Genomic DNA, 16,905 nt, shown 5'->3' with positions numbered 1-16,905 from the left:
ATCACTCCTTATCCGCCATGAACTTGAATATCTGGTTTTCTCTCGCTTTCAATTGATCTGTCGAATATTTCCCCAGCTCCAATATTCCATGGATGCTCCCATCTTCCACCAAGACCAAACGATCCGCTCTGCACGCTGCCTTTATATCATGTGTGACCATGACAATCGATTGGGATTTACGGTTCATGTCCGTCAAAATATCCAAAATGATCGTACCTTGCTCCTGACTGAGCGCTCCCGTTGGCTCATCGGCAAAAATCACCTCAGGTGAATTGATTAAGGCTCTGCCAATGGCTGCCCGCTGCTGCTGACCTCCCGAGACTTGAGACGGCAGGCGATCAGCTTGTTCAGCAATTCCCACCATTTCGAGCAGGTTCAGCGCCTGGTGATGGACCTCGCTTTTGCTGCGGCCAGCCACATATCCTGGAAAAGCAACATTCTCCAATAAAGTCAAATCGGGAATTAAATGGATCGATTGATAGACGTATCCGATTTTGTTGGAGCGAAAATAAGTAATTTCTTTTTCAGAATATTCGTCAATCCGCTGTCCTTTAAAGTACACTTCCCCGGAGGTTAGCGTATCCAGACCGCTCAGCAGATACAACAGTGTGGATTTGCCAGAACCCGAACTTCCCATAATGACGGTAAAATCCCCTTCGTACAAATCCAAATTCACGCTTTTTGCTGCATGGAATTGTGCGGTTCCCGTATCGTATGATTTGCATACATTCACCGCCTTGATCATAGCTGCCTTCTTGGGTTGGATCTTGATCAACTATACTCCTCCTAACAACATCGCTATATTCAGTACTGTTTAATATTCAATACCATTAATCCAAATATTAACATCCAGTACTGATTAATGCAAGATACTTATTAATATATCCTTCCAGTTTGAGCCCAAACTTAAAAAGAACACCGTCTCCGGTGTTCTTCTCAGCAAATCTTCGGTATGTTATTATCCATCTCTTACACTAAAGCCGGTTCTGATTCTGCTCTGATAAAGTGATTGAAGGTGACGGAGGCGAGTCCGGCGATGAGTAAGCGTTAACGATAAACAAACAAGTCACAACAAACAGAGCAATATACAGCAGATAATACAGATTTTTGGCCACTATATCTCCTCCATATTTCGTTCATATATACTATAGACGTTCCCTTTTCATTGAATCCTTTTTGGAGCCTGCCATAAGCTTAATTCCTCCGCCTATCAGAAGAACGGCAATGATCCCCGTCTTCAAGTACTCCCCGATAAAGGAATAATGATGTATGTCCGGAAACAGTGTATTCAGATATGGAAGTATCACACTTGTAAATACGAAATAGATACCGAGAATGAGCAGTCCAAGCCCAAGCCAGCGCTGGTGATTGCCCGCCCCTGAGATGATTGGACTATCCCGTAGCGGTTCTCTGCCATATCGGCTTACTTGCTGTAAACCATCAAAAAAAGCATAAAACCAGATCAGCGGAATCAAAAATAGGAACAGCGACAGCTTGAGTACGTCCAATACATAAATACTGCCGAGAAAGAGAACCATGAGCTGAAGTCCACGCTTCTGCAGCCCTAAATACATTTGTCCTGCTCCGGGAAACGCGGATAACAAGGTAGCAACCACTTTACTGCGGCGCCCGCTATCCCGGCCGCTCTCTAGCTCATCAAAGAGGGTTCGGTCTTCGATAAATTCGCCTGCTTGTTTGCGATGGACCAGCTGCACCACGTCGAACATGCAATAGAGCCATATGATTGGCAGCATGCCCAGGAACAGCAGAAATACCGTTTGGTTGGTTAAGCCCGTCAGAAACAGCAGAATCGTTCCAAGTCCGAAAAATGCGATCAGAAATGACAAGCCGCGCTGCATCAAGCCCAATTGAAAATGACCAAGGCCGGGTATAAAGGATAACAAGATGGTGTAGAAGCGCTCGGACTCATCGCTCTTTTCCTGGCGAATCTCCATCGGCCGCCCGAATTCATCGCGAATTATCGTTACGGGATTATAGCGGATGAGAGCAATTAACAGATCAAGCATGCTAATCCCCCAGAACATGATAGCGCCGAGAAGTCCCAGCACAAAAACTTGCTCGGCACCTGCCATGATCCCGAGCATAAATCCGCCAAACAAGCATCCAAAGAACAAGAAGGGGTATAACAGAGCACGCCCTTTTCTTCCCCAATAATAATGGCCGAGGCCAGGAAGAATATTTAATATAAAGGCAAACCCTTTATTTCGTTGCGGTTGCACAAGGCATCTTCCTTTCATTTATCAGTTCTAGATAAAAGCTGGTCAAGCCAGCCTGTCGTTTTTTCCATCCAATGCTCGCTGTAGGAAGGTGTATTTGACAAGGAGTTATCCCTGCTGGTTTCACCCGGAAGCAGCTGGTTGAATGCCCCGGTGAAGAGGAAGAGCATTGTAATGGACGCTGCAATGGTATAATGGACGATCGCTCGTTCGTACCAGCGCTTTGGACGTTCCTGAATCCGCAGCGCTGCTCTATGGGCATAAGGCTTAATCTGCTCATGGCCAACCAATTCATCCGCAAATGCTTCCGGATCCGGCAGGTTCGGCAGTTCAGAATCGAGTTCCGCCAGAACTTGCATGTACAACGTCAGCACACTGTCATCCGACAACATGAGTTCTTCATAATTCGACCGTTCTTCATCTGAACCCTCTCCTCTGACATATCGTTCCGTCAGCTGTCTGTACTCGTTAACCTCCCTGTTCATTTCCACTCCTCCTCCTTCCAAGACTTGCGGATCCATTGTCTGGCCCGGTACAATTTGGATTCAACTGTTTTTACTGTAACATTCATCTCGTCAGCGATTTGTTCGTAATTTTTCTCATTCAAATAAAATGCTGTTATGATATCGCGATGGTTGTCAGGTAATTGTTCGATTTTCTCTCGGAGCTCCTCTCTCTTCTCCTTATGTATGAGCAGAGAGGCCACATCTTCGTCCCGGGAAGGGAGTTTATCCATTACTTCATCATGGTCGCCGGAGAGCTGCTCCGGCGGTTTGCGGGAAAGCTTCCTCTTCATATCAATCGCCTTATTCACGGTGATTCGTGTAATCCAGGTCTTAAAGCCTTCAGATCGGTACTGGGGGAGAGCTTTGTATACTTGAATAAACACTTCCTGCGACGCATCCTCCGCTTCCTTGGCATCTCTCAGGACTGAATATGCCGTATGGAACACGTGCTGGCTGTATTGGTTCACCAGCTCCCGAAAGGCATCTTGCTTACCTTGCAGGATACGCGTGATTAACGTTTCTGCATCAATAACTCTCCCCTCCCTTCCCATATCCATTGACGTCAGCTTTGCGAGCTGCCCCTGCACTTTTTTATAAAAAAATTAAAGAAATTAAAAAAACATGACCAGCATATTCTGCCGCATATTATTTCCCTATATGGGAAAAACGAAAAAAAGAGCGTCTATAGACGCCCTAATTACGAACAGACCGCAGATACTGGTATCCATATTTAAGAAGATAACTAGCAGATCCAGAACCTCATCCGTAAAACAACTGATTACAGGATCATGCCGCTAAGCACAAATAGAATGTTCATCACAAAATGCATGGCCATAACGGGGACCAGTCCCTGTGAACGGATAGCTACTCCGCCCATCATAATACCAAAGATTGAAAACAACAGGCACACGGGCCAAGAAAAACCGAGATGGTAGTGATATAAACCAAAGGTAGTACCGGCAATGATAAGCCCCTGTATTACGCCAAATCTGCTCACAAAATGACTAAGTATAAATCCCCGCCATAACAGTTCTTCAAGTACTGAATTAATCAGCGCGAAAGATAGGGCATAACCGACAAGAACGAGGAGTCCCGGTTGTCCCCAGTCAATAAAAAATGAAAACAAAGCACAAGTGATAATCAGGAAAATCAGCATGAAGCGCCAGATCGGGTCTTTTAACGGGCCCTTGAATATCCATGGAAAATGAATCGTTGTCACCCAGGTACCTTTTGCGAGATAAAGCGGCTTTTCTCTCATCAATATCATTGTGATTGCAAATGGCATCACAAAAAGTATCAGGCTCAGTCTCGACAGAATGATTCCCCATGCCTCGTGGTCAGCTAATCCATTCCTAATCAGGTCACCGAATAAATGGTAAAGAATATATCCGATAATCATAAGAAGTGCCAGAATGGATGTTTCTCTAATTAAATTTGATATTTTGGATAATGTGAAGCTATTCGGCTTGTACAACATATAAGCCAACAGAGCAAGTCCGAATACCCACAACATGGGCATAGGAAGTGATGTGCACTGAATCCAGGTGATGGCTGCAGACATTAAAATAAAGCAAATTGCAAACTCGCCTGCGTGCTTCCTTACCAACAAGCTCTTCTCTCCTATTCTTCAAACGTGTAATGATCCCATGATACCTTTCTCTAATAGCTGGGGCAACCGGAAATTAAGTTATCAAGATAATTCCACCGGCTTCACCACATTCAGCAGAAACGAATCCCCACTCAAATATGTTTCGATGTAGGCTAGAGCATACATCTGCTCCTGCTTGATACCCTCCGTCTCACTGGGATTGGAAGCATGATGGCTATAATTCTCTATCATAATCATGATGAAAAGAATTCCAGCGATCCAATATAACCCGAATCCAGTGGTCTCACACTTTGATATCCCAGAATCACTTTATAACGCTGTTTTGGAACAAGGGATAACATAACGGCGGTCAGATCATACAGATAATGTCCGAATCCACATCTGCCAAAATCGATCGGATAGGGATGATCTTTTGCAAATACGATATTACCCAAATGTAAATCAGCATGTATAAGACCAAAGTTACCTTCATGAACATTCATTTCATCTAACTGAGACAGAACTTTGTCAACTGCTCGTTGGTACAGCAACCACGAGGCTGCCGATAAGAAGTTGTGCGCATACCTTTCCAGCTTGGCGACCGCCTCTTTAAAGCTGTCCCTCCCCCATGTTGGTCTGGTAAAACCAGCAGGTTTTTCGAAAGCTATAGCTGCCTCGTGCAGCTTGGCTATCATAACACCAACATTAGATGCTTGGATATCTGTAAGACTCTCGTTAGCGTGCTCCCCATTGACCCATTTCATCAACGTAACATTAAGCGCCGAGGAACCCTCGAATGAGTCAATTGGGATCACTCTTAAGCCATCAGGAGCGGTTAGACCTGTCGGTACCATAAAACCTGCAGCATGAAGAGCATCCAGAAATTGAAGCTCCGACAATAATTCAGCTCGGCTTCTTCCCTCCGGATGAATCCGCAATAAATATTTGTTCTCCTTCTCGGTCTTTACTTGATATGTGATCGTGTCCGAATAACCGATAAATTCAATCGCGACCCGCTTCAGGTTAAATGACTGCAATACCGATCGCGCAATCGTTTCTGCTCTAGCGAGCAGCGTTTTCCGCCCTTCTCCATCCTCAAACTGACCATAATCGTTCATGTAAACCACCTCTGTTATAACCGTAATCGTTCATAAAGCCATTATAGTAGTGAGGCAGTTCGATATCCTATATAACGAATGATTTAACATAATGTTTACATACACAAAGTAAAAAGCCACATCAGAATTTAGTCTAATGTGACTTTGCGTTATTTGTCCTTACTATACACAATTTTCTTGATGGAATCGCAAGATAAACAAAATTGAGCGGAAAGCTCATCAATCGTTGTACCGTTACCGAATAGTCTCCGAATCTCCTGGTTCCTGTTCTTCAAATATAACCGGCTGCCCGAGTTTTCTCCCCATCTCTTGCGCAAGCCTTCAGGCTTAGGTATGTATACCATTCCACCCTGTACATATTTTTGTACTTCCTTGAGCAGTTCCTCAGGAAGTATGATATCCGCGTTTATATATTTCATGGTATGCTCTGCTCCTTAAAATGTAAGTTAAGGTTTTAAGGATGCAAAGTCCACAAGATAAACGGCCTCTCTATGCGAGGTAATTAGGCGGTACCTTTCTTATCGCTCCATGCAAACAACCGCCGTTGTTCATCATATAGACCTTGCATAGAGCTCATTGTCAATCTTCCCATCATGATCATGCCCCTCCCTTCAAAATAATGACAATCCGACTGGTTGTGACCATTATACCCGATATTGCACAAAAAATCGAAGCACTTTCCTGTCAATGAAGAATTTTATACCGTCAAGCCTGTAAACGCCCCCTGCATCTCCTCCACCGTCTTGAAATAATAAGTAGGTTCGCATGCGGTCAGCTCTTCCTCCGAGCCAAAGCCATATCCAGCGGCAATGCTGTGCACGCCGCAGTTCTGAGCTCCTATCAGATCATGCTTGCGGTCCCCGATCATCACGGCATCAGACTTATCAATACGGCATGTATCCAGCACATGCTGAATGATATCGGTCTTGGCAGATCGGGTGCCATCCAGCTCGCTTCCACACACCATTGTAAAATAAGAAGACAACCCAAAATACTCAAGGATCGTTACGGCAAAAACGGTTGGTTTCGAGGTGGCGACATACAACTGGCGTCCATGCATCACCAATGTTTCCAATAGAACCCGTATACCGTCATACACTTCATTTTGGTAAATGCCGGTGTCCTTGAAATATTCACGGTAACTCAGAACCGCTTCCCAAGCTTTGTTTTCATTGAAGTGGTATTTCTCTGTGAAGGTCGCCTGGAGCGGTGGACCGATAAAGCATTCCAGCTCGGAGAGATCACTTACGTAAACTCCATGCTTCTCGAGTGCATATTGGACAGCTTTCGTAATACCTTCGCGCGGATTCGTCAAGGTTCCATCCAAATCAAAAAGAATATGGTTGTATTTCATTGAATCGTACCCCTCCATTCTTAATATCTAAATCTAAACAAAATCTTTTATTTCCATGAGATCCTTAATGATATAAGCAGGTCGCTGATGGTCACTTAGAGGGGTATCCCGGCGATTATAATAACAAAAATCGATCCCGGCTCTCGATGCTCCTTCATAATCATCCGCAAGCGAATCTCCAATATACAAGACCTCGTCTGGACCTACCATCAAATCCTGCAAAGCCAGCTCGAAAATTTTCGGGTCCGGCTTCCAGCAATTGACCTCATCGGAAATGATGAAGGACTGAAAATAATGACTTAATCCAGCTGAAGTCAGACGCTTACGCTGAGCTTCACCGATGCCGTTGGATATGACTCCGAGCGTAAAGCTGCTTTGCAAAAGTTCCAAAATAAGGTCGGCATTAGGCTCCATATGGTTGGAACTGCAGAACAATCCCCAATAGGTTTCAGAAATTTCTCGGCATTGATGAAATTCCCGATTCAACCGCACAAAAGTATCCGTAAAAGAATGCTCCAACACCTGCCAAATATTATGATTACTCTGAGTACGGTTCATCCAGTATGTAAAATTGATCGGCCCATACGTGCCCCAGAATTCCTCCCACGTTAGTTCCTCATGCAGCCGGTAATGCTCAAGGGCCTGCTGCAAACAATTCCTTTCACTCTGACTATAATCCAATAGCGTGTGATCCAGATCAAAGATAATAGCCTTATATCGCATCTTCCATCTCCCTCCAGCCTTGTTCCAATACTACCTGTTCAGTAGTCAAGTTATATGAAAATCTACCAGGAGCTTTTTCAGAGAAGTCACTTTCTGTATATTCTTCACAGGCCACTCTTTTCCCTTTCCATCAAATAACTCAGTCATAATATTCGATCGTTTGGACACAGTGAATGGAATGAAAAAGAGGCCTTCCCTTAGTCATCAGCTGATGACGTTTGGGACAGCCTCTTCTCTTCTATCTTCCAATATTTCTGAATTTCTGTGTATAAGCTTTGGCATCCTGCGCTGTACGCACGCGATTACGGCTCCATTCGAGCAGGATCCGATCAATGTAGCGGAAATGCAGCTTACCTGCAAATACCGCTTCCTTCAAGGCTAACAGGATTAACTCGTCCGGATAGCGATCCGCATCGACCCAGCCGGAGATCGTCTCCAGCTCCATGGGAGACAACGGACGCCCGAATTCTTTCTCGAAAATGGTGAACAAATTTCGTTCTTCCTTATCGGGCAGATCCATTCCTTTTTCCGATCCCTTAGCGGATGCAGACTTTGCATTCAATAGCGGGGAGGCAAAAGGCGTTACTGCCGTTCCATTCTCCTTGCCGTCTTCAGCCAGCCGCAAAGCAAGTTTCTCATACAAACCATTCAGGTTGTACCGTTCATAGTGAATCCCTTGCGACTCGTCCACATACTCATCGATACCGATCAGCCCGATCTTCATCAAGCGTTGCAGGCTTGTGGCAACGAATGCCGCCGGGGAGCCTGTTACTTCCGCAAGCTCTTCAAATGAAGGGAACGCTTTGTACTCTACCTGCTGATAGCCTAAGAGATGGATCACCAGCATGGCTTCACGATCACTTAAACCAAGCGACCGGTAGTGCCGGAGCAAGGTATATGGAATGACGGCCATAGCTTGGCTCATGCCGGCAGCGGCGCCGGCGCTCCAGCCTTGTGCGTCACTGCCAGCATGACCGTGGTTCATCGACTCACCTCTCACGGCTTACGGGTACAACCTGTACAGCGTACGAGGGAACGGAATGGTTTCACGGACGTGATCCAAACCGCAGATCCAGGCAACAGTACGCTCCAGGCCTAAACCAAAGCCTGAATGAGGCACGGTACCGTATTTACGCAAATCCATGTACCATTGATAGGTTTCCATCGACAGCTCATGCTCCTTGAAGCGCTCTTCAAGCAGCTGCGGATCATCGATCCGCTGCGATCCGCCGATAATCTCGCCATAGCCTTCCGGAGCAATCATGTCGGCACACAGTACAACTTCAGGACGATTCGGATCCGGCTTCATGTAGAAAGCCTTGATTCCTGCCGGATAATGAGTAATAAAGACCGGTTTGTCATACTTCTCGGCAATAGCCGTTTCATGCGGTGCCCCGAAGTCCTCGCCCCATGGAATATCGAAATCCTGGGTATGCAGGAAATCAATAGCCTCATCATAAGTAATCCGTGGGAATGGTGCCTGAATCGCTTCAAGCTTCGATATGTCACGACCGATCGTTTCAAGCTCCTGGCGGCAGTTTTTAACCACGGATTGCACCACATGACTAATGAACTGCTCTTGCACCTGCAAGCTCTCCTCATGGTCCGTGAAGGCCATCTCAGGCTCAATCATCCAGAACTCAATAAGGTGACGACGAGTTTTGGATTTCTCGGCACGGAACGTTGGACCGAAGGAGTATACTTTACCAAGTGCCATCGCAGCAGCTTCCATATAAAGCTGTCCGCTCTGGGTCAAATAAGCATCCTCGTCGAAATACTTTGTATGGAACAGATTCGTTGTACCCTCTGCGGAAGTAGGGGTTAAGATCGGTGGATCTACAAGCGTAAATCCGTTCGTATCGAAATACTCCTGTACGGCGCGGATGATCTCTGCACGAATCACCATAATCGCACGCTGTTTCTGGGTGCGCAGCCATAGATGACGATGGTCCATCAAATAATCGACACCATGCTCTTTAGGCGTAATTGGATAATTCTCCGTAAGGTGTATAATTTCAATGCCGGTAACCGTCATCTCATAGCCTGATTGACTCCGCGGCTCTTCTCGTATAACGCCCGTAACATATAATGAGCTTTCTTGTGTCAAGCTTTTCGCGTCATCCCATACTTGCTCAGGTACTTCGCTCTTCACAACAACACCCTGGATATAACCAGACCCATCGCGCAGCTGCAGGAATTGAATCTTCCCGCTGGAACGCTTGTTATTAATCCAGGCGCCGATCGTGACAGTCTCGCCGACATGCTGGTTGACGTTGCGAATCACACTTTTGGTGGCCATGCTAAAATCTCTCCCTTATATCACTACTGTATTAACGGTTAGAAGCTTGTACGATGCGATTCGTATCCCGGGCAATAACCAATTCCTCATTGGTAGGGATGACAAGCACCTCTACTTTCGAATTGGCCGCTGAAATACGGCGCGGTTCGCCGGAACGAATACTGTTCAGCTCCTCATCCAATTCTACCCCCAGATAGGTGAGCTGCTCAAGCACTCTTTGACGAAGAACGATCGAATTCTCGCCAACACCCGCAGTAAAGACAATAACATCCACGCCATTCATTACCGCAGCATAGGAACCGATGTATTTACGGAGACGATATTCATACATGTCAAAAGCCAATGTGGAATTAGGCTCCCCTTTCTCCATGCCTTCCGTAATCTCGCGCATATCACTGCTGATTCCGGAGATCGCCAGCAAGCCGCTGTGCTTGTTCAGCATGGAGTTCACTTCATTGACAGTCAGCTCTTCCTTGTTCATGACAAACGGGACGATTGCAGGGTCCAAATCACCGCTGCGCGTTCCCATCATCAAGCCTTCCAGCGGAGTCATTCCCATCGATGTGTCCACGGACTGTCCACCTTTGACTGCTGTCAAGGATGCACCATTGCCGATATGACAAGTGATAATCTTCAAATCCTCGATCCGGCGATTCAGAAAGTTAGCAGCCGCCTGGCTTACATATTCATGAGACGTGCCGTGTGCTCCATACCGACGTACTTTATACTTACTATAAAGCACTCTAGGTATCGCGTACAGATATGCTTTCTCCGGCATTGTCTGATGGAAAGCCGTATCGAATACGACCACCTGCGGAACCCCCGGCATGTTAGCTTCTGCAGCATTAATCCCCATCATGGAAGCAGGATTGTGCAGAGGAGCCAAGTCGAACAAACGGCGAATTTCGGCTTTGGCGTCACTGTCAACGAGCGCAGACTCTTTAAATGACTCGCCGCCGTGCACCACACGGTGTCCAACAGCTTGGATACTAGCGATGGACGGAATGACACCATGCTCCTCGTTTGTCAGCATGCCCAGCACCTTACGAATCGCAGTGGTATGCTCCAGTATTTCACTGACTTCGGTCACATCCTGCTTTCCTGTCGGCTTATGTGTCAGAATCGAGGAATCCATGCCGATCCGCTCCACTAAGCCTTTTGCCAGAACGGATTCATCATTCATATTATATAATTGATATTTCAGTGAAGAACTGCCTGCATTGATTACGAGAATATTCATACCCGGTCACCATCCTTGTCGTACTTGAAAAAGCCTTCTCCCGTTTTGACGCCCAATTGTCCAGCACGAACTCTTTTCTTCAAAACAATCGATGGACGGTACTTCAGTTCGCCATATTCCCGGAACATACGCTCCAAAGCTGCCAGAATGGAATCCAAGCCGAAACGATCCGCCATCTCAAGTGGTCCATGTTGGAACTTGTATCCGATTCTCATCGCATCATCGATATCCTCGGCTGATGCCACGCCTTCTTGAAGCAAATGCATAGCTTCATTGATCATCAGCGTAATCATACGGGTTGTGACAAAGCCAGGGGATTCATATACCATGATGCCTTTTTTATCCGCTACTTCTTCGACAAAGCGTTTGGTTTCGGTAAAAGTTTGGTCTGAAGTCTTCAGTCCACGAATAATTTCAACCAGATCTACTTTGGAAACAGGGTGAATAAAGTGCATGCCAATAACACGCTCAGGATATTTGGTAGAGCTGGCGAGCTCCGTCAAACTAAGCGTGGATGTGTTACTTGCTAATATGATATGGCTCGGACATACCTGGTCAAGCTGTGCAAATACTTCTTTCTTCGCTTCCAAATCCTCTATAATGGTCTCAATCACCATATCGCAGGAGCTGAGTTCGGCAAAATGAGTTACTTTTTGAATCCGGCTCAAGATGAGCTTCTTCTCTGCCTGAGTAATGCCCCACTTCTCAAGTTGTTTATCCAGGCTGGCTTCTATCATGCGGTATGAATAGTCCAATTTCTCTGGAGTTTTCTCTACGAGCAGCACGTCCAGACCTTTGGCAGCCAGCATCTCCGCTATGCCCTGTCCCATGGTCCCGCCGCCTACAACGCCGATTTTTTTGAAGTACATGGTTTCTACTCCACCCTTTCCTTATCTCTATACTCTATTGTACCCCATTTGTCGAAAAAATTTGTCGAAAAATACATTTTTGGAGCACAACCTCTAATGATATCTTAGCACGGCAAAAAAGTAAAAAAAAATAACCAGCATAATAATTTATGCTGGTAAAAGCTTGTTTTCACGAAATTGACATCTAAATTGTTCTCCCGAGAGAATTTCTTCCTTTAAAAGGATATCAAGAGAATTGTCGAATATTAGTCTTTGTTGTTCCAAGAGATGCTTAGTACGGTTCATTAACTCTTCCAATATTTTATTATTCTCTTTCATTAACTCTTCCGTCGTTACCATATTCATATTCACGATGCCGAGAGCCGTTAAACCAGACTTCATCATCGTCTCCACAATATTGAGCGATTGCTCAAAGTCATTGCTGGAACCTGTGCTTCGGCCGCCATAATACATTTCTTCAGCAGCGGCGCCGCCAAGCGCTATCATGATCTGCTCTTCCAGAAATGTCTTGGTATACAAATATTGCTCCTGCTGCGGATTATGACGAACATAACCCAGCGCTTTACCACGCGGACTGAGGGCAACTTGTTTTACGCTGCCGGGACGTACAAGCTCTGCCATAATAGCATGTCCCAATTCATGAATGGCAACCCGCTTTTTCTCTTCCAGATTCGATTCGCGATCAGATCGTTCACCCATCATGACTTTATCAATCGCCATTGATAAATGCCGCTGATGGATAAATTGTTCATTCTCGCGCATCGTGTAGATGGCTGCCTCATTCATAACACTTTCAAGCTGCGCACCGGAGAAGCTGTAGGCCTCCTCGGCAATTTTCTCCAGATCCACATCTTCGTGCAGCGGTTTATTGCCTGCATGGAGGTTCAAGATATGCGTGCGGCCCTTCTTATCCGGCAAATCCACCTGAATATGTCGGTCGAATCGACCTGGACGCAGCAGCGCACTATCGAGCATTTCTTTCCGGTTCGTTGCGGCTATAACGAGAATGCGCGGTGTTTCCTGCGAATAGATACCGTCCATCTCCGTCAGCAGCTGATTCAGCGTCTGGTCATATTCTCGCTGCTGACCGCCTTCGCGCTTACCGCCAATAACATCAATCTCATCGATAAAGACAATGGCGTTCTGCTTGTTTTCTTTAACTGCACGGTTTCGTGCATCTTTAAACAAGTCACGGATACGACCTGCACCAACACCTACATACATTTCAACAAATTCACTGCCTGAAGCAGCCACAAAGACTGAATCTGTATAATGGGCAGCTGCTTTTGCCATTAAGGTCTTGCCTGTCCCCGGAGGCCCGGTGAGAAGAATCCCTTTTAATGGACGAATGCCGAATTTCTTAATATCTTCATGGCGAATCAGAAAATCCAGAGCTTCACGCAACTCTTGCTTTGCATTATCCTGCCCGCCGATTTCTTCGAACGTCAGCTTCGCCGGTCCGCTCTTCTTGCGTTTGCGTTCATTCCCAGCCCCTACAGCGATTCCGCCCTTCATTTTCGCAATAAATAACAGGGCCCCGACCAGTCCTCCCGCGATCAATAGAGGTACAATGTTCACACCAATAAATACTAGAAATACCAACAACACCGGAATAAAGCCTAATATTATTTCTTTGGCCAGCTTAGGCATGATTCCACCCCTCCATTTTACCAGGTTGACGCGGTAAGATTATAAACTTACCTGACTTGCCATCGGACAAGCTGACATAAACATTATTTTCATCAATTGTTGCTTTTGCTTTCAAATTCGAGGAATTACCAGCGAGCTGCTCCAGCGAAGTTTGAATTTGAGTATATTGTTTATTATCCATGGCTTCCGCCACTGACAGCATGGCTTGATCCCACCACTGGTCCAAGGCTTCCGATGAATGATCTTCAACCTGGACTTTCAGTTCTCGACTTCCGATCACGGATTTACCTTCATGCTTGATATGCTGAATCAGTCCTTGTAAATTCGTATTTGGTTCCAAATCAAGTTTCAAAGTGACGGTATCCTGTTTAATATCTATTTGAGAATTCTTCACGCCATCATATTGGGACACAACCGAGGCGAGCGGATTCTGCAGAGCCATTTGCCGATACAGAAACCATCCACCAAAGAGAACCGATGCTGAAATCACGACAGTCAGCACGATAGGAACGATGCGTACTTTCATGAATTTCCTCCTTCAATATATTTAATTTTTTATCTATCGATAAAATAATAAAATGGCAAACTAATTTCCTATAACAATGATATATCAAAACACTTGTCTATTTATATACTCTTCTGATACATGTACGAGTATATCATATCTTATATACTTTTTCATGCATCACTGTGAAAATATTTAGAACATTTTTTCCAATATTTTCTGTATGCGCTTACATGATTATTGAATCAAAAGAGGCATCCCCTTTAACCTTTCAGGGACGCCTCTTTTCCATTGTTTACGCATTAATTGGGTAGAATAATATCATCTCCGATGGCATTCCCATCCTGAAAACGATAGAATCGATAGCCCCGCTGATCATGATTTTCATACTGCAGCTGCCACGCATACTCTCCTTCATACATTCCGGGCAGCAATCGCTTAATGACCGCATCCGGCATTTCCTGATGAATTTGAGCCAGCATCTGGGCCTCTGACAATCCTGTCTTCAGAAGTAGAGAGTGAACGGCATTATCAGCTTCGACAGGTACGTTATCGTCGGTGAATTTCACCCATACCATGCGATCTTGATTATCTGCGTCCTTCCCCGTGACTACCCAGTAATTATTGTCTTCGCCCCATACCGATTTATAGGTTTTTTCGGACGAAACCAGCTCCCCATACTGTTTGGCAGCTTGGATGGCCATGGTTTCTTCATTCCATGTATCTTTCATAACATAAGAATAATAGAGCTGTATGCCAAGCAGCAGCAGCAGTAATCCGGTTATGCTCCATAATATCCACTTCGTCTTTTTCTTCAATCCGTCTTCCTCGCTCCCCTTGAATATTCCCTAGAGGGTTGTAAGACGCTCAAATGCCATCTGTGTTTCCCGGCGGATCCGTTCCTCGTCAAGGGTAAGGCTGGCACCATGCTTTACTACCTGTTTCCCGTCAATCCAAACATGCTCCACATCCTTCGCGCTGGCGGAATAAATGGCATGTGAAATATAATCCGTTCGTGGCAGGAAGTGAGCTTGATCGGTGTCAAGAGCAACGATATCTGCTTTCATTCCTACCGAAAGACTGCCGATATCGTTCAGGAATACCGATTGAGCTCCATACGCAGTTCCCATCCGAAGAGCTTCCGAAGCCGGGATGGCAGTCGGATCCCCGCTAACTCCCTTATGGATCAGGGCAGCCAGGCGCATCTCTTCAAACATATCCAGATTATTATTACTAGCGGGTCCATCCGTACCCAGTGACACTGTTACGCCGGCTTTTAATAACTCAGGCACTCGGGCGATGCCACTGGCTAGCTTCAAGTTGCTGCCCGGATTATGTGATACTGCTACGCCATGCTTGGCCAGAATCTCAATTTCCTCGTCGGTCAGATGAACGGCATGGGCAAGCAGCGTTGGCCGGGAGAACATCCCCAGCTTCTCTAAATGGGCGACGGGGCGAAGGCCGTAGTCATTCACATTCTGAGCCACTTCAGCTTTGGTTTCGGACATATGCGTGTGCATCGGCAGATTCAAATCATGCGATGCCAGAACGAATTTCTCAATGAAATCTGGCGGGCATGTATACGGGGCATGCGGCGAAATCATCGTTGTGATTCTGCCGTCAGCCTGTCCGTGCCAGTCTTTTGCAAACGCTACAGCCTCATCCAATTTCTGCTGTTGCACTTCTGGAGGGCATAGTCCGATAACGCCACGTGTCAGAACGCCGCGCATTCCCGAATCCTCTACTACTCTGGCAACCTGATCCATATGATCGTACATATCGACGAATGTGGTGGTTCCACCCTTAATCATTTCCAGAACAGAAAGGGAGGTGCCCCAATACACATCGTCAGCCGTGAATTTGGCTTCCATAGGCCACATTTTCTCCTGCAGCCATACTTGCAAAGCCAGATCGTCCCCATAACCCCGAAGAAGTGACATGGCTGCGTGTCCGTGTGTGTTCACCAATCCGGGCAGGAAGAACAGATGTGTACCGTCGATGATTTCGGTTCCTTCTTCCACAACCGGCTTCTCTTCGCCCAGGTACGTGATCCTGTCGTTCTCAACGACCATATAACCTCGAAGAACGGGTCTTCCTTCCTCCAATACAGCAAATGTTCCGTTCTTAACCATCCACTTCGTTGTTGTCATGGGCTGCATCCTCCTTACCGTTATCCAAATAATAAGCCAAACTTTGCAAATCTGTCGTAAAATCAGCCGTATGAATACGGATATGGGAAGGAGCCTTCAGAATGGTTGGCGCAAAGTTAAGAATCGCCTCAATTCCAGCAGCAATCAACTGATTTGCTACATTTTGCGCTTCAAAATCAGGTACGGTAATAATGCCGATACGAATACTGTGCTCACGAATGGTTTTCTCCAATTCCTCCATCGGCTGAACGATTAAATTGTTAATATTCATACCAACTTTGGGAGAATACGAATCGAAAATAGCCACAATCTTCATATTATCCTTCAGAAATGCATTGTAGTTCGACAACGCATGACCAAGATTACCGGCCCCAATCAATGCAACATTAATCTGCTGGTCCAGCTTGAGAATCTGACGAATCTTCTCAATCAGATATGAGACATCATAACCGATCCCTTTCCGTCCAAAATCACCGAAATACGCCAGGTCCTTACGTATTTGCGCGGGATTGAGGTCCAGCTTCTGCCCCAGTTCCTGGGAGGAAACTGTGGAGACCTCTCTTTTCTGAAGTTCATTCAAATAGCGCAAGTATACAGGTAATCTGCGGACCACGGCCTCCGAAATTTTTTCCGATTTCATGCATGCTCCCCCTAATAATAGGTTAA

At 45.9% G+C, this 16,905-nt stretch carries 20 protein-coding genes; all 20 read right to left on the bottom strand.

Going from position 1 to position 16,905, the window contains the following annotated elements:
• Window position 1: 1 nt before the first annotated feature.
• A complete protein-coding gene (locus AM231_RS06420) occupies window positions 2–745 on the bottom strand; it encodes an ABC transporter ATP-binding protein (RefSeq protein WP_054403547.1) in 744 nt (247 codons plus the stop codon).
• A 229-nt stretch (window positions 746–974) separates the two neighbouring features.
• On the bottom strand, window positions 975–1,115 hold the full coding sequence (locus tag AM231_RS28985; protein WP_165593377.1) for a hypothetical protein: 141 nt from the start codon (window positions 1,113–1,115) through the stop codon (window positions 975–977).
• 30 nt (window positions 1,116–1,145) lie between these two features.
• Complete coding sequence (locus tag AM231_RS06415; protein ID WP_054401740.1) at window positions 1,146–2,240, bottom strand: DUF6677 family protein; 1,095 nt, start codon at window positions 2,238–2,240, stop codon at window positions 1,146–1,148.
• Between the two features lie 14 nt (window positions 2,241–2,254).
• Window positions 2,255–2,722: a hypothetical protein gene (locus AM231_RS06410; protein WP_054401739.1), complete on the bottom strand. Its 468-nt coding sequence runs from the start codon at window positions 2,720–2,722 to the stop codon at window positions 2,255–2,257.
• Window positions 2,719–3,300, bottom strand: coding sequence for an RNA polymerase sigma factor (locus tag AM231_RS06405; protein ID WP_278044610.1), 582 nt, complete (start codon window positions 3,298–3,300; stop codon window positions 2,719–2,721). Before AM231_RS06405 ends, AM231_RS06410 begins: the two co-directional genes overlap by 4 nt.
• Window positions 3,301–3,521: 221 nt before the next feature.
• Complete coding sequence (locus tag AM231_RS06400; protein ID WP_054401738.1) at window positions 3,522–4,352, bottom strand: CPBP family intramembrane glutamic endopeptidase; 831 nt, start codon at window positions 4,350–4,352, stop codon at window positions 3,522–3,524.
• An 81-nt stretch (window positions 4,353–4,433) separates the two neighbouring features.
• The gene (locus AM231_RS29825; protein ID WP_242615075.1) at window positions 4,434–4,589 is read right to left on the bottom strand and encodes a hypothetical protein; all 156 of its coding nucleotides are present in this window, start codon (window positions 4,587–4,589) and stop codon (window positions 4,434–4,436) included.
• Window positions 4,586–5,449 carry a phosphotransferase enzyme family protein gene (locus AM231_RS06395; protein ID WP_242615074.1) on the bottom strand — a complete coding sequence of 288 codons (864 nt, stop codon included), beginning with the start codon at window positions 5,447–5,449 and terminating at the stop codon, window positions 4,586–4,588. The genes AM231_RS29825 and AM231_RS06395 overlap by 4 nt, the downstream gene beginning before the upstream one ends.
• A 149-nt stretch (window positions 5,450–5,598) precedes the next feature.
• Complete coding sequence (locus AM231_RS06390; RefSeq protein WP_054401737.1) at window positions 5,599–5,868, bottom strand: CD3324 family protein; 270 nt, start codon at window positions 5,866–5,868, stop codon at window positions 5,599–5,601.
• A gap of 278 nt (window positions 5,869–6,146) precedes the next feature.
• The gene (locus tag AM231_RS06385; protein WP_054401736.1) at window positions 6,147–6,803 is read right to left on the bottom strand and encodes an HAD family hydrolase; all 657 of its coding nucleotides are present in this window, start codon (window positions 6,801–6,803) and stop codon (window positions 6,147–6,149) included.
• 33 nt (window positions 6,804–6,836) lie between these two features.
• Window positions 6,837–7,526 (bottom strand): HAD family hydrolase, encoded by a 690-nt coding sequence (locus AM231_RS06380; RefSeq protein ID WP_054401735.1) that lies wholly within the window; start codon window positions 7,524–7,526, stop codon window positions 6,837–6,839.
• Between the two features lie 238 nt (window positions 7,527–7,764).
• Window positions 7,765–8,511 carry a DnaD domain protein gene (locus AM231_RS06375; protein ID WP_054401734.1) on the bottom strand — a complete coding sequence of 249 codons (747 nt, stop codon included), beginning with the start codon at window positions 8,509–8,511 and terminating at the stop codon, window positions 7,765–7,767.
• An 18-nt stretch (window positions 8,512–8,529) separates the two neighbouring features.
• Window positions 8,530–9,825: an asparagine--tRNA ligase gene (gene asnS / locus AM231_RS06370; RefSeq protein WP_053488726.1), complete on the bottom strand. Its 1,296-nt coding sequence runs from the start codon at window positions 9,823–9,825 to the stop codon at window positions 8,530–8,532.
• A gap of 31 nt (window positions 9,826–9,856) precedes the next feature.
• The gene (locus AM231_RS06365) at window positions 9,857–11,065 is read right to left on the bottom strand and encodes an acetate/propionate family kinase (protein WP_054401733.1); all 1,209 of its coding nucleotides are present in this window, start codon (window positions 11,063–11,065) and stop codon (window positions 9,857–9,859) included.
• Window positions 11,062–11,934 (bottom strand): 3-hydroxyacyl-CoA dehydrogenase family protein, encoded by an 873-nt coding sequence (locus AM231_RS06360; RefSeq protein WP_053488728.1) that lies wholly within the window; start codon window positions 11,932–11,934, stop codon window positions 11,062–11,064. Before AM231_RS06360 ends, AM231_RS06365 begins: the two co-directional genes overlap by 4 nt.
• 147 nt (window positions 11,935–12,081) lie before the next feature.
• Entirely contained in the window at window positions 12,082–13,584 is a 1,503-nt protein-coding gene (locus AM231_RS06355) for an AAA family ATPase (RefSeq protein ID WP_054401732.1), read from the bottom strand.
• A complete protein-coding gene (locus AM231_RS06350) occupies window positions 13,577–14,110 on the bottom strand; it encodes a hypothetical protein (protein ID WP_053488730.1) in 534 nt (177 codons plus the stop codon). The genes AM231_RS06355 and AM231_RS06350 overlap by 8 nt, the downstream gene beginning before the upstream one ends.
• Before the next feature lie 281 nt (window positions 14,111–14,391).
• Window positions 14,392–14,907 (bottom strand): cell wall elongation regulator TseB-like domain-containing protein, encoded by a 516-nt coding sequence (locus AM231_RS06345; protein ID WP_054401731.1) that lies wholly within the window; start codon window positions 14,905–14,907, stop codon window positions 14,392–14,394.
• Window positions 14,908–14,937: 30 nt separating this feature from the next.
• Window positions 14,938–16,239, bottom strand: coding sequence for an amidohydrolase (locus AM231_RS06340; protein ID WP_054401730.1), 1,302 nt, complete (start codon window positions 16,237–16,239; stop codon window positions 14,938–14,940).
• Window positions 16,214–16,879 carry a redox-sensing transcriptional repressor Rex gene (locus AM231_RS06335; RefSeq protein ID WP_053488733.1) on the bottom strand — a complete coding sequence of 222 codons (666 nt, stop codon included), beginning with the start codon at window positions 16,877–16,879 and terminating at the stop codon, window positions 16,214–16,216. The genes AM231_RS06340 and AM231_RS06335 overlap by 26 nt, the downstream gene beginning before the upstream one ends.
• Window positions 16,880–16,905 lie beyond the last annotated feature (26 nt).

Source organism: Paenibacillus solani, assembly GCF_001277345.1.
Classification (GTDB): domain Bacteria; phylum Bacillota; class Bacilli; order Paenibacillales; family Paenibacillaceae; genus Paenibacillus_AQ; species Paenibacillus_AQ solani.
This window is presented reverse-complemented; position numbering and strand designations above follow the sequence as displayed.

Coding starts and splice junctions, on each gene's coding strand:
- AM231_RS29825 (WP_242615075.1), bottom strand. CDS start 4,589: ATGATTATGATAGAGAATTATAGCCATCATGCTTCCAATCCCAGTGAG.
- AM231_RS06395 (WP_242615074.1), bottom strand. CDS start 5,449: ATGAACGATTATGGTCAGTTTGAGGATGGAGAAGGGCGGAAAACGCTG.
- AM231_RS06405 (WP_278044610.1), bottom strand. CDS start 3,300: ATGGATATGGGAAGGGAGGGGAGAGTTATTGATGCAGAAACGTTAATC.
- AM231_RS06385 (WP_054401736.1), bottom strand. CDS start 6,803: ATGAAATACAACCATATTCTTTTTGATTTGGATGGAACCTTGACGAAT.
- asnS (WP_053488726.1), bottom strand. CDS start 9,825: ATGGCCACCAAAAGTGTGATTCGCAACGTCAACCAGCATGTCGGCGAG.
- AM231_RS06360 (WP_053488728.1), bottom strand. CDS start 11,934: ATGTACTTCAAAAAAATCGGCGTTGTAGGCGGCGGGACCATGGGACAG.
- AM231_RS06420 (WP_054403547.1), bottom strand. CDS start 745: ATGATCAAGGCGGTGAATGTATGCAAATCATACGATACGGGAACCGCA.
- AM231_RS06410 (WP_054401739.1), bottom strand. CDS start 2,722: ATGAACAGGGAGGTTAACGAGTACAGACAGCTGACGGAACGATATGTC.
- AM231_RS06335 (WP_053488733.1), bottom strand. CDS start 16,879: ATGAAATCGGAAAAAATTTCGGAGGCCGTGGTCCGCAGATTACCTGTA.
- AM231_RS06380 (WP_054401735.1), bottom strand. CDS start 7,526: ATGCGATATAAGGCTATTATCTTTGATCTGGATCACACGCTATTGGAT.
- AM231_RS06355 (WP_054401732.1), bottom strand. CDS start 13,584: ATGCCTAAGCTGGCCAAAGAAATAATATTAGGCTTTATTCCGGTGTTG.
- AM231_RS06375 (WP_054401734.1), bottom strand. CDS start 8,511: ATGAACCACGGTCATGCTGGCAGTGACGCACAAGGCTGGAGCGCCGGC.
- AM231_RS06340 (WP_054401730.1), bottom strand. CDS start 16,239: ATGACAACAACGAAGTGGATGGTTAAGAACGGAACATTTGCTGTATTG.
- AM231_RS06365 (WP_054401733.1), bottom strand. CDS start 11,065: ATGAATATTCTCGTAATCAATGCAGGCAGTTCTTCACTGAAATATCAA.
- AM231_RS06390 (WP_054401737.1), bottom strand. CDS start 5,868: ATGAAATATATAAACGCGGATATCATACTTCCTGAGGAACTGCTCAAG.
- AM231_RS06350 (WP_053488730.1), bottom strand. CDS start 14,110: ATGAAAGTACGCATCGTTCCTATCGTGCTGACTGTCGTGATTTCAGCA.